The 13,399-nt window shown below is 42.3% G+C and carries 9 protein-coding genes; all 9 read right to left on the bottom strand.

The features are described 5' to 3' along the window. Positions 1 to 20: 20 nt before the first annotated feature. Entirely contained in the window at positions 21 to 1,886 is a 1,866-nt protein-coding gene (locus BLS35_RS03715; protein ID WP_090777918.1) for a protein-disulfide reductase DsbD domain-containing protein, read from the bottom strand. Beyond that, the gene (locus BLS35_RS03720; RefSeq protein WP_090777920.1) at positions 1,886 to 3,028 is read right to left on the bottom strand and encodes a TlpA disulfide reductase family protein; all 1,143 of its coding nucleotides are present in this window, start codon (positions 3,026 to 3,028) and stop codon (positions 1,886 to 1,888) included. Before BLS35_RS03720 ends, BLS35_RS03715 begins: the two co-directional genes overlap by 1 nt. Before the next feature lie 92 nt (positions 3,029 to 3,120). Next, a complete protein-coding gene (locus BLS35_RS03725; protein WP_090777922.1) occupies positions 3,121 to 4,071 on the bottom strand; it encodes a hypothetical protein in 951 nt (316 codons plus the stop codon). A gap of 14 nt (positions 4,072 to 4,085) precedes the next feature. After that, positions 4,086 to 5,507: a PKD-like family lipoprotein gene (locus BLS35_RS03730; RefSeq protein WP_090777924.1), complete on the bottom strand. Its 1,422-nt coding sequence runs from the start codon at positions 5,505 to 5,507 to the stop codon at positions 4,086 to 4,088. 21 nt (positions 5,508 to 5,528) lie between these two features. Next, the gene (locus BLS35_RS03735) at positions 5,529 to 6,359 is read right to left on the bottom strand and encodes a DUF4843 domain-containing protein (RefSeq protein WP_165973378.1); all 831 of its coding nucleotides are present in this window, start codon (positions 6,357 to 6,359) and stop codon (positions 5,529 to 5,531) included. 10 nt (positions 6,360 to 6,369) lie between these two features. Beyond that, entirely contained in the window at positions 6,370 to 7,842 is a 1,473-nt protein-coding gene (locus BLS35_RS03740; RefSeq protein ID WP_090777928.1) for a RagB/SusD family nutrient uptake outer membrane protein, read from the bottom strand. A gap of 50 nt (positions 7,843 to 7,892) precedes the next feature. Then, positions 7,893 to 11,327: a SusC/RagA family TonB-linked outer membrane protein gene (locus tag BLS35_RS03745; RefSeq protein WP_090777930.1), complete on the bottom strand. Its 3,435-nt coding sequence runs from the start codon at positions 11,325 to 11,327 to the stop codon at positions 7,893 to 7,895. A gap of 182 nt (positions 11,328 to 11,509) precedes the next feature. Beyond that, positions 11,510 to 12,682: a FecR family protein gene (locus BLS35_RS03750; RefSeq protein ID WP_090777932.1), complete on the bottom strand. Its 1,173-nt coding sequence runs from the start codon at positions 12,680 to 12,682 to the stop codon at positions 11,510 to 11,512. Between the two features lie 111 nt (positions 12,683 to 12,793). Next, entirely contained in the window at positions 12,794 to 13,375 is a 582-nt protein-coding gene (locus BLS35_RS03755; RefSeq protein WP_090777934.1) for an RNA polymerase sigma factor, read from the bottom strand. Positions 13,376 to 13,399: the final 24 nt, after the last annotated feature.

Here is a 13,399-nt window from a genome sequence, read left to right on the forward strand (position 1 = left end):
ATTGTGTGTTAACTGAAAATTTAGATTTTGATGTCAACCATTTTTTTGTTCGGCGGGAAACACTTGTTTTCGTCACAAGTCTGATACGACAAACCGCAACTGATTGCTGAGCCTGGTTTTACATTTACAAGACTCACTTCGATTGAAAACGTCGCCTTGTTCTCAAAAATGAATACCCCCTCGTATCCGGGAAAGGGAACAGATGGTGACGATTGCCATTCCCCTTTGATGCTGACGCCTTCCGGCAATTCCAGGAGTACTTTTACCGGTATGAAGGGACTGTCCTCCGGAAGAAGCGCATAGGTATGCCAGCCTTTTAAGATGGCTGCATCGATATAAAGCGTTGCGGTGTTTTTGTTTTTTCCGTACACCAGTTTAGCAGAAACTGCTACCGGATCCTCAATTGTTGGGCCGGCAGTTGTCGCCGATGTCTTCTCCACAATATTCACTGATGCGCTTTTGTTCTGCTGCCCGGATTGGCCAAAAGTGTTCACCATAAATTTAAAACCACCAGCCTCGGTAAAGAAAAGCTTTTGCTTATTTGTATTGAACCAATCTCTCCATTCCGCTGCGGTGTTAAAGTTTTCGTTGGTGTAACGCAAGAGTACGCGTTTTGCCATTGCTTCATCCTGTTTTCTTTCGAGCATTGCAATGCAATGTTCAAGTATGGCTGGCTTACGATTGGATTTCTTCATTTTGGCTGCATCTGCATCCAATTGTAAAGCATAGGTACCCTCCGGGTAGAAATACTCATAGTTGTGGCGGAAGTATTGATGATATCGTGCGGTGTTGGTGCCGAATTTTGCAAATAATGCCTCCCCCGCTTGTGTCTTTAAGTAGTCTTCAAAACTTTCCATGGCATTAGTGACCGGCATTTTAAGGAATTGTTCATTGCCTTTCCCGATGTCCACGCCAGCATCTTTCTTGTCCCTGAGTTCCTTTTGTAGCTTCAGTAGTCTTTCATTTCCTTCCCTGCGGGAGACAATGGCTTTTTCGTACAGTTTTTTGTCTATACGGTATATTTTCTCATCGATACCGGAACGGGTTTCAATCTGTACTTTTTTGACTATGGCAGGCATGTGGTCATAATTCCTGATGTAACAAACGGTATTTACAAATACATCTTTCGCCTCATCGGTCATGTAATCCGGAGATCCTGAGAAGCCCCACATAAAGTAATTCCCCTGCCTACCCAAGGCCACTGCTTCTGCATTTTTCAGGCATACACCTCCAGAGATCACTTCCGCATCCGGAGAATCTTCAAATCCTTCACCATGCGACACCATACCAATCAAATATTTTTGACCTGCGGGCAGATTGGCTTTTACCACTTGCCACATCGGCATGTTTTTCGGTGTTTTTGCTCCCTGGTATCCATTGAAAAATGAACCCGGAGTGGGCTTGTTTTGCATCGTCAATTTAACCTTATTGGGGGTATTGAAAATGGCGTGCGTGGTTTTGATGTTTAGGGCTTCATCATCCAGGCACTGGCAGTACCAATCGAACTTAAGCCCTTTTGGCAATCCTACATTTGGTGCCATGGCATGCATCAGGATCATCGGACGACTAAAATCGGCCGGTAGTTTTACCGGGCCCGCATCCATGATCGTGACATCCGCATCATTAGACATATCGGCTGTATAATCGCGTACATCTACAGTTTTAACTTCCTGAAAGCGGTTCTCTAAGAAAGCTTTAAAATCTGCCATCCGTGTTTGGTACATTTTGGCGACAACAGCGGCTGATGTGCTGTAATAGACCACATCAGCGGGCATTGGTTTCTCCGGGCTGTAGCCTACATACAGTATCTTTAGCGAGATTTTGTCTTTCGCAAATGCCTGTTGCATCGTCAGCAACACCAATGCAATCATGAATAGCTTCTTCATTAGTTCATCAATTCCGCTAGTTTTTTATTCAGGGCTTCACCCATCAGATGCGATCCGATGATCTTACCTTCCGGGCTGATCAGGAAATTCGCTGGAACGCCTGAGATGCCATACACTTTGCGGGCTTCATTATCCCAGCCTTTCAGGTCGGAGATTTGCGGCCATGTTAGTCCATCCTTTTTGATTGCTTCTATCCATTTGGCTTTGTCGCTATCTACGGACACACCCAGGATTTCAAATCCCTTCTCTTTAAATGCAGCGTATTGCTTTAGTAGGTTAGGGCTTTCCGCACGACATGGGGAACACCAGCTGGCCCAAAATTCTACCAGCACATATTTGCCCTTAAAGTCGGCTAATGAAACTGATTTGCCGTTGACATCCTTTTGCGTGAAATTGGGCGCATTAACGCCCATGGCGGTGACAATGTGCGCATTCAATAGTTTGTATAGCCCCTGACCAGTGTAGGACAGGCGTAATGGCTCGCTTAGTTTGTTAAACAAAGGTAGAATCACGTCCGACTTCAGACCATAACCGCTGTTGAGCTCGGACAGTGCTTGCAATGCGAAGTAAGAATTAGGATTTGCTTTGGCAAACTCAAGCATCTTCTCGCCTCTTGATTTATGAAAGGCTTTTACCTGCTTGTCCAGTGATTTGAAATATAGCGTATCTTTCTGCAGCGCAGCAGTAGCTCTGTTGATGGCTACATTGGCATGGTGGTGCACAGTCATAACTGTAGGGCCAACTTGTTTATCAAAAGCCAGCATTTCGTTATAGACTTTGGAGCCCGTCCACTTTGCATTGAAGAGCGAGTCTGCTGAATTGATCTGTATATTTTCTTTGCCAAAGTTGACATAGATCACATCCCCAAGGCCTTTGGTTCCATAAATCTCTTTGTCGCGGATACCTTCACGGGAAAGCGTCATTCTTGAGGATGCAATACCTTGTATATGACCACTGAATTTGAAAGTTCCGTTGACAAGTTCGCAGGAGTCACTCGCCCCTTTCCCTTCAGAATTATAGTCCAGATAGATTTTAGCGGGTTTGTTGAGATTCCCGATTTTACCTGTTATGGCAAAGTTTGGAGATTGCGCTACGGCCGCTGATGAAATCACCAGCCCAAGCATCAATAATTTTAGTTTCATTTGTGTTTTTTTATGTTGCGTATGCTACGCTTAAATAATAGAGTATGGAGACCTGCATGACTGTTAAAATCATTCATGCAGGTCAAGAGGTATTAACGTGGATAGGTTAGGTTTGGAAAGTCCTGCTGAGCTTTTTTAAACATGCTTTCCCATCCCTCTGGCCAGCCAAAAGCTATTGTAGCCTGCTCTTTAAGATTCACACCTGCGGCGCCACTCCAGAAATGTACGAACTCACCATAGTTTAGATTTCTGATATAGGTGTTACCATTTTTGGGAAAGTGCTTTGACAGGAGTTCAAAATATCTATTGAGCACAGCTGCTTTTCCATATTTGGAGTAGATTGGAAAGAACCAGTTCTTGAACCACTGACTTCCGGGAGTAGGAAAATCATCTTTCGTAGCCATACACTGAATGTAGGCTCTTGCAGCTTCGTCTTCACGGCCGATATGCAGAAGAACATCATAGTTGAAGATTTCCATGAATTTGCTGTCGCCCCATAGTACATCTGATGGAGAACCTTTTGCACCGTGGCTCGCACCGCAAACAATATGCCCCATTTCGTGAATAGGAATACCTATTTGTTCTCCTGTTGGATAAGTCCAGTTGCCCAGACCATTATCGATCACATTACGAAAATCGTGGTCAGCATCAAAATAAGAGGCTGGGTGACCGCCGCCAAGCTGATCTTCCTCCATCTGGGTTGCTGGATTAAATACCTTTCTGGAAATATGAAAGTTGGCAAAAAGTCTTTTATCCGGCCCGAAATCACCATAAGTCTGCTTGACATACGCCCAGGAATCAGACATTGCCTTGAATAACCAGGTCACAGAACGGTCCACATTATCGTCATAATATACGGCAACATGATCATCGTAATAAACGCGCTTCATCAGCAGATCGTGGTGTCCCCAATGTTCCTGCCATGTTTTCGAAGGTGCTCCTGCCGGATCTTCCGGATCAGTGTCGTTACCTTTATTGCTTTTACTGCAGGAGAGCATCAATGCAGTGATGAGTATGGATAGGGTTAAAAATAGATTTTTCATGATTTCTAATGAGGTTATTTCTTGATGACAATATCTACAGGAGTTCCAGGTATACCATTGATGACTTCAGCTTTTGAAGGGTCTTTGCCTACACCTACTTCAATGGTAAATATGGATCCTTCCACACCTGCGGTGAGAACATTACCATCTTTGTCCAGCTGCATCATGGTCACTTTTCTACCTCCGAAATCCACCGGCAACTGGGTTAGGCTTTCGTTTACAGGGTTGTAACGGTAGATTTTATCATCCGAACTGAAGTAATAAACATCCAGTGGTGAGCGCTGCCATTTGCTATCTGCGCGAAGGTTCGCAGCTCCTTTGAAAATACGTTTGTACTCAGCTCTGATCGATCTTTTGTTTTGGTAATCACTCATGTCTACGAAAAATGATAATTCATATACCTGACCGGCTCCATCTTTGAAAAAGGCATAACTGGTTCCCATCGCTGCATTCATAAAGATCAGATCAGTCATTCCCACGTTTTTAGGATCAAATGCGGTTCCGGTAACGGTATATTCTGATCCTGTGTAAGAACCATCTGATGCAAAGGAAACAAAAGCCTTTGTCTGTGTATCAAATCCAAAATAAAAGCTATTGGTAACGGACAGGAACGGAGCCAAACTATAATTTCCTGGCTGAGGGTTAGTGAACTTTCCAAAATCAGGCGAAAACGGAGCTGTTTGCGTTGCAGAAATATACAGTTTATTGTTCATGATACCTGAAGCATACCCTTTGGAGGCTTCCATATAAACAGGTATCAGGGTAGCTGGAGGATTGAAAAAGTTTGATTTCAGCGTCTGTTTCTTGATCATTGAACTTGCATCAATAAATACACCGTTATTTTCAGGATTTTTCGACAATACCCAGTATTGTTCTACTGTTCCAGGTTGATAAACCAGTGGTTTTGCGAATAATTGAACTGGATTAGTGGGTAGCTGCTCACCATTCACGCTGGAATAAAGATCTGCCATAACAGTTTTGTTATCCGGTTTGATAAAGGACAGCTTCGTTACGCCATTGTCTACACTTAATACCGTTTTTCCAACGGAAAACTGCGTGTTTCCCGATATTTTGAAGGGGAAAAAGTATTTAATCCCATTTCTGTTGTCGGTAATGGTCAACCTGGCAGTTCGCACTTTTGGCGGAAGGTTATATACTGCTTTCAATGGATATCCGGAATATTTTACTGATCTGGCTTCTTCCTCCACCAGAATTTCCCATTCATAGCTAAGATCAGTACGGTAATCGCCGCCATCAAATTTCACATATGGCATCAGGATCAAGGTATCTCCTACTAGCGCGGGAAAAGTTTGGTCTTTGAAATTTACCACAACAGGCTCCTCTGCAGGAGAGTAATTGTAGTTCCCAAGATCCTTTTTACATGAATAACAGGCAAGGATGAGGGATATATATATAATTGTTCTTTTTAAGTTCATCAGTCTGGGTTTTAAAGATTCTTATAATAAAATCTGTCTGTTATATTCATCAATAAAAATGTATCTGCCTACATTTGCATAGTATCTTAGGTAGAACTTGGTATCGGGTGCATTTACATTATAGAAGTTAAGATCTCCAGTACCATCTCCCCGCGCTGATGTCATATAACCTTTCTCTGGATTCAACCTGATCCATTCCAGCGGATTGTCTAGAAACAGCCTGGTGTTTTGTATGAAATACAGTGCCCTTGGTGTATAGAGATAGGCATCCGGCGCCCTACGATCGGGCAGGTCAATGGTACCTGATGCGATTAGGAAAAGCTGGTGTTTGGTTCTGCTGTATTCTTTCATCTCTCCCCACTGACTCCACCATACCGGCTGCTCCAGCCTGTTGGAAAAGGTAATTGATTTTGTCCTCGTTTTTACCGGCAGGGCAGTTTCAAAGTCTGCTCCTCCGGAGACACGTATGGTCAGCAGCACAGATTTGCTCGTCAGTGCAGGATCAATGTTCTTCAAAATGACTGGAATTTTCACGGTACCGGAGTCGGCCGGCATAATATATGCATCTTTAAGAGGTTCATAATGAATTCCGGAAACAGCGGTTGTAGAAGTATCCACGACAGAAATAGAGAAACTTCTGGCATGGTTAACTCTTTTTCCAGAGACAATAACAGGAAGCATGATGGTATCTTTATCTGTACCCTGGACATAGGCAAATGAGTAGACCAGCGTATCCTGGTTTGTATAATTCAGGTAAATATTTTCAGCACTATTATATTCCTGCAGCGTTTCTTTTTTGCAGGCAAATAAAAGGCTTATGGCAATGGCGACAATTAATATATTGCTCTTCATGTTGTGATGATTAATTGTTTCTATACTGTTGTTCATCGTCTGGTAATGGGAATACAAAGATTCTGTCAGACGGAGAAATTTCTTGTGTGGAAGATACTTTTATGGCGTGATTGAGTCTTTTGTACATATAAAAGATCTGGCTTTCTCCATAGAATTCCTTTCTAGCTTCCTTAAGCAGGATATCAATAAATTCTGCTTTACTGGCAACAGCTGTTAAGCGGGTACCAATCCCCCGGTTGATGCGTACACTGTTGTAGTAATCGAAAGCTTTTTGAGGGTCTGTATCATAGCTGACTTCCGCAGCAATGTAATACATTTCACTAAGCCTGATAGCAGGAGCTACTAATGGGTGCTTGTTGAGTAGTGGTTCTGCATTTTTTACATATTTCTGAAGCAAGGCTCGATCGGGATTAGTGGCGCTGGTCACTTTCAGAAATCCGAATCTGTAGCGCCAATCATCAGCACCAGATTGGGCTTTTTCAAAGATGTCATCAATCTGGGCCTGGGTAGCGCTGTAATCAGGATTTACTCCATTAAATAGCTTAGCCACCTGGCTATTGATGTCCTTTGTATCCACAAACCATGAGCTGATGAGTTCTTTATAAAAGATTTTATCCCGTTTTTCTTTGTCGGCATTGGTCGCATCATTCTGCGCTGTCCATGGAAATTTGTTGGAGGCAATTACGATTTGTGCGTTTTCCTGACTTTTCAGCAGCTCATTCTTATACAGGTAAACCCTTGCCAGCTCCGCACAGGCGGCATAATAGTTCATCCTGTGACGTCTATTCTGCAGGAAAAGGCTAGCTCCGTTAACTTCGGGCTTATTGTCATCACCAGGGTATCCGACAATATAATCACTACTTACGATGGGATCAGTTGTTTTCATCAGCACTTTCGCCGCATTCAGGTCTTCAGCCATTTTATCCAAGGCCTCTGATACTGTTGAGAATGGTGTGCTGCTGGTTCCCACCGTAGTTACATAAGGAATTCCTTTCGCTGTTGGATTGCTCCTGAAAGATGGTGCAAACATGCGCAGCAGATCAAAATGCAGATAGGCGCGAAGTGTAAGTGTTTCGCCTTTTACGATTTCATAATTTTTTCCTGAGAACAGGGTCTTTCTATTGTCGATGTTCTCCAGAATGTAATTACAGTTAGCAATCGCCCGATAGGCAGATGCCCAGATCTCGATATTTTTATTTCTCAGTTCTGCATAAGTGTAATCGAAACTGGCGACTTTCTGAAACCTGATTTCTGCGAATTCATAATTTTGGGCCATGATGTCCAGGTTGCTGAAAGTCAGGTTTCCGCCATACAATGACCGGGAGGCACATAGCGTATAAACACCATTTAGTGCTTCCTTATAACCATCTTCAGATTGGAAAAGCAAGTCCTTGTCGACATCTGACTCAGGCTGTACATCCAGGAATTTCTTGCAGGACGCAAACAGCGTCAGCAACATTAAGAGATATAAGCAATTTTTCATATAAATATATTTTTTTAAGATCTTCGAGGAAGACCTACGGTCTTAATTATTTAAAATGTAGCAAGCAATGAGCAGGTTAAACTTCTTTGAAATGGATAGGTGATTCCCCGCTCCTGTTCTATTGTCGAGCTTCTGAAAATATCATTAGCTGTAATTGCTGCCCTTAGTCCCTGAAATCCGATTTTCCTTGCTGCGGCTTTCTTCAGATCATAGGAAAGGTATACCGATCTTAGCTCTAGCAGGTTTTCTTTCTGTACAAATCTTGAAGTAGCGCGTGTATCGGCCAGGTCGGCGATGTTTTTATACATTGTAATATCCCCAGGCTTTTTCCATCGTTGTTCCAGGGCTCTGCTATCCACATTAAACCTTGGATTTGCATTTTCAATCCGGTCTACCAGGGTTTGATTGTAGCGATCTGCACCAAGGCTATAGAAAAAGCTGAAGCTGAGCATGAACTGCTTATAGGTTATATTACTTCCGAAGTTCCCATCTACTTTAGGTGCTTCGTCACCTACCGGTTGTGTGTCTTTCACATCATAATCGTAGGTTCGCGAGCCATCAAGCTTCACATAAATTTCTTTACCATTTTCAGGGTCTATTCCAAGTGATTTGACGGCATAGATGGTGTAAAGCGACTGTCCTTCGTTGTATCGCAGCAATGGAGTTGCAGCTGCTTTATTATCTGGATTTGTTTGAAAATCGTCGATACTTTTGTTGTAAGCTTTTAACGAATTGGCAATCTTTACAATCTTGTTGGTATTGTGTGCCATGTTACCGATAACATTGATATTCCAATCATTTGTTCTGAAGGCATTCCATGTCAGGAACAGCTCGAAGCCTTTATTTCCCATGTCACCAAGATTGGCTTTGTAAGTACTAAATCCTGTGGAAGGAGCAATATTAATATCAGTCAGGAGTCCTTTTGTTAATTTATAATAATAACGTGGCGTTAGCAGGAAGCGATCCTTAAATAAGCCGATGTCGAGGCCTACATCATAGGTCGTAGTTTTCTGCCATTGCAGGTCTTCGTTCCCATAGCCATTTACCACTGCACCAATTCCTGTAGAATACCAGTTGGAAGTTTGGTAGGAATAGATGGATTTTGATAGATAGGCGGGAAAGGAAACAGACCCGGTTAAACCCGTACTAGCCACAAGCTTTAGCTTAGAAATGGCTTCGAAAGAAGACATAAATTCTTCATTGTGGATATTCCACCCAGCACCAAGTGCCCAGAAGGGAGCAAAGCGCTTGTCGGCCCCGAATGCTGAGGATCCGTCGAGCCTAAAGGAAGCATCTAACAGGTACCTGTTCTTAAACGAATAGTTACCACTAATGAATGAACCTACCAGTCGTTTCACATTGATGCTTCCATTTGGCGCGGCATCTGGCGTGTAGGTTCTTGCAAAACCAATATTTGTAAACCTGTCGTTTGTAAAACCTCTTGCCTGAAATGCTTTACGGTCATTTTCTGAAGAAGTGACATTTGCGCCGGCAACTAAGTTAACCGAATGATCAGCAACCTGTTTATTGTATTGCAAAGTCAGATTCCCATCAATAGCCAGCATATCCTCGCTGGAATAATCATAACTACCTCTGTTTTGGATTTCATCTACTGGCCCCTGTATAAAACTGCTGCTATAAGGAGACACAAATCTGTCCGCAGTACTTTTCGTCTTATTCAAACTCAGGAGACCTTTAAGACGGAGGTCATTTGTAATTCTCCAATCTGCAGAGAAGGCATCAATGATTTCGATGTAGCTATTTTTATCGAAGTTACCCAAGGTTGCTTCGTATAGTGGATTATATACCCGCAGCTTCTGATATTGCTGTTGGTTTGAATTGTCATGCGTATCGATTTCCCAGTTGGCAATCTCCTGGATCAAATTGCCCGAAGCATCTTTAATTGGGTAATATGGGTTCATATTTACGTAGGTCGAAAAATTCCCGTACTTTGAATTCTCTGCATTGACCTGCGTGATGGTGATCTCATTTTTAAAAAGCAACTTCCGGCTTGGATTGTAGTTGAAGCTTAAGCCTGCGCTGTACTGGTCTCTGCCAGACCCTTTCATGACACCCGGATTGGTTTCGTATCTAAGGTCGACACCGTATCTGAAGGAAGAATCACCCCCCTGTGCATAGATAGAGTGCTTTTGGCCATAAGTATTTCTCAAAGGCTGTGATAACCAATAGGTATTTACACCTGCAACCACATTTTTAAGTTTATCGTAATACTGAAGATCAAGATCCTGTTGAGTACCCACATTGTTGTTGCCTGTTTTATATAAGCCTGCTAAACGCTCGTATTCCAGTTTCTGGCTGGCATTAAGCACATGGTATCCGGATAAATCCGGCGCTGTAACATTGAGCTCATAGTTGTAAGAAAGCTGTAACTTGCCAGAAACAGGGGCTTTGGTGGTGATAACCATCACTCCATTTGCAGCTCTGGATCCATAAATGGCGGTTGCAGCAGCATCTTTTAACAACGTGATGCTCTCAATCCTATTGATATCCAGATCGGTCACCTTTTGCAGGGATACTTCAAAACCGTCCATAATGAATACCGGTAGATTATAGGAACTGGCCAGGTTATTTCTGTCCAATGCATCATCAGTGATTGAAGGTAATGCCGTTGATCCACGCACATTAATTTTGGGGAGGGCATTTGGATCAGCACCCAACAGGTTATTGTCCAGCAACCTGAATGATGGATCAAAAGACTGAATGCTCTTTAAAAGGTTTTGCGGATTAAGGCGTTTAAGCTCATCGCCTTTGATGATCACGGCATTTCCGGTGTAGTTGTCTTTTTTAATGCTCTGATAACCGGTAATGACCACGTCCTTCATCGCATTTACTTCCGATTCCAATAACACCGTTAACGCTTTGGTGTCCGTTACTTTAACTTCTTTTGCTTTATATCCAATGTAACTAAATACAAGTATCTCTCCAGGTTGTGCTTCTATTTTAAACCCGCCATTTTCGCCGGTTTGAGCTCGTCTTGCGGCTGCGCCCTTAACTGATACATTGACACCAGGAATGGATTGATTGGTTTCTTTGTCAAATACCCTTCCTGTTACTGACAGCAGGATTGTGGTCATTTCGTTTACACCTGGGCGGGTGTCCGGGCCTTTAGGACTCAGGACAATGGTTTTATTGACAATAGTGAAGTTTAGGTTGTCATTTTGAAGACATACCTTAAGGGCTTCATCCAGGGGTACATTTTTCAGTTCAACGTTGAGGCGCTGGTCTGATGCTTTAACTTTTCCTGTATAGAAAAATAAATAGCCGGTCTGCTGTTTGATGTCCTTTAATATTGTTTCCAGCGTAGCATTTTTCCTCGAGATGGTCACAGTCTGGGAAAAACTTGCGGCTGATAAATGTAAGGTGCCGATCAGTAATAAAATAGCGGTTAATTTCATCACTAGTAATAGTTTGTACTTTACCCGCTGTATCTGAAATACAGGGTTGTAAAGAAAAGTTAATTTCATATTTTTGGAATAGAATTAAGTGAATAAATAGCAACCCGGTCTCAACATCTGGCTGCTGACTTTTTTTGGACCGGAAGTGGTGAGATACTTCCGGTTTTTTAGTCAAATCATTTTTATAGTTCCTGATCTATTGTAGCTTTCTTATCATGTGATTTGGTTTAGTTGGTTAAAGAATAGGTTCATTATTTATTATTCTGGCGATCTGATACAGGTGGTCGTTGGTTATACGAAACCTTAATGGTTTTTCCTGCTACATCAAAATGTACATTGTCGATTTTTAATATTCTAAATACTTCCGACAGCTTACTGTTACGAAAAATCTCGCCATAATATTTTTCCTCGCTTATTGGGCCTACGTAGATAACATCGACGTCATACCACCTGGAAACCTGTCGCATGATAGATTTAATGTCGTCTCCATCAAAGGAAAATACACCATTGATCCAGGCCGTTTCCTGGTCCGTATTTACCTGATGCTTAAACAGCGTATTCCCACGAGCCCTGTTCCATACCGCCTGCTCGCCAGGCTCAATAGTCGTAGCCGCCGCGGGCGTAGAAACTTTTACAGCCCCTTCAAGGAGCGTTGTTTTTATGGCCTCTTCATCAGCATAGGCATTGACATTGAAATGGGTCCCCAGCACTTCTATAGTTTGCTGTCCTGAAATTACCCTGAAACGACTGTTTTTATGCTTTGCTACTTCAAAATATGCTTCACCATTAAGCTCAACCAACCGATCGTTTCGGTTTAGGGCGGTCGGAAAAGTTAAAGAAGAAGCAGAATTGAGCATTACTTTTGTACCGTCTGAGAGCATGATGGTATACTGACCGCCTTTGGGAGTAGATATTGTATTAAGGGTATTTTCTGTTGACTCTTCCTTTGCTTCGACTACTGAATAGATCAGTTCACCATCCTTAGATTTGCTGACACTGATGCCGGATTGTTTAGAGATTTCACCTTTAGCAGCATCGTTCAGCACAATTTTCTGCCCATTCGCTAACGTTAGAATTGCTTTATTGCCACCAGGTGCAATGTCAGCCGCTAGCGCATTACTCTGCGGGTTTCCCGCGTTGTAGAAATATAAGCCCGCAGCAAAAATGATGAGTATCACTGCAGCAGCGACAATACGGGACCATAACTGTAACCGCTTCGTCACTGTCCGCATACCCAATCCGGATTTTTCCAGCGTACCAGTCCAGATTTCGTCCTTTAAGTCCAGGAAATTACTTTCCTTATCAGACAATTGATACTTAAGAGACTCATCCAGATACCAGTTTTCTACCCACGACCGTTCTTCGGCAGTAGCTAATCCTTCGTTATACCTTTCTATGAGTTCTTTTGCTTGATCCCTATTCATTCTTTCTTATTACAGACAGCCTATTTAAATGAAGAACAGCTGAAAGTTCCTTTGGGGGTAGACAATATGAAAATATTTTTTGAAAGGCGCTAAATTCAACCCAAAAGAGGTCTACCGCAGAAAAAATAACACAAAAATCCCAGACTCTACCATTGGAAGTCTATTTTTTATGATTTTCAATGCATTTTGAACTTGTTTTTTAACGGTCTGATCAGAAAGGTTTAATTTTTTTGCAATTTCCTTGTGGGAGAGGTTATCTTTTCGGCTTAATTCGAAGATTTCTTTCATTCTCGGAGGCAATTTTTGAATCTCGGCCTCTACAATATCCAATATTTGTTGTTCATCAAATATGGATGCATCATTGGTTGATTCAGTAATAAAACCCGCTACCGAGCTTAAATAATCATTCCGGACCTTATTTTGGGCAACCAGGTTCAAGACCTTGTTTCTTACAGAAATATAAAGATGCCCTGATAACTTAGTACTGACATTTAGAGAAGCTGATTTTAACCAGAGGGTACTGAAAACATCTTGAACAACATCCTTTGAACTATCCTCATCCCTAAGCATCCGAAAAGTATGATAATACATCTCAGCCCAGTAACGATTGTAAATTTCAGTAAAAGCGACCTGATCCTCCTGTTTTAACAAAACGGTCAGCTCCTCATCACTGAAATTACTATAAACTGGCATGGCTTAACTGATCTGATTGGATCC

The sequence above is a fragment of the Pedobacter sp. ok626 genome (assembly GCF_900100435.1).
Taxonomy (GTDB): domain Bacteria; phylum Bacteroidota; class Bacteroidia; order Sphingobacteriales; family Sphingobacteriaceae; genus Pedobacter.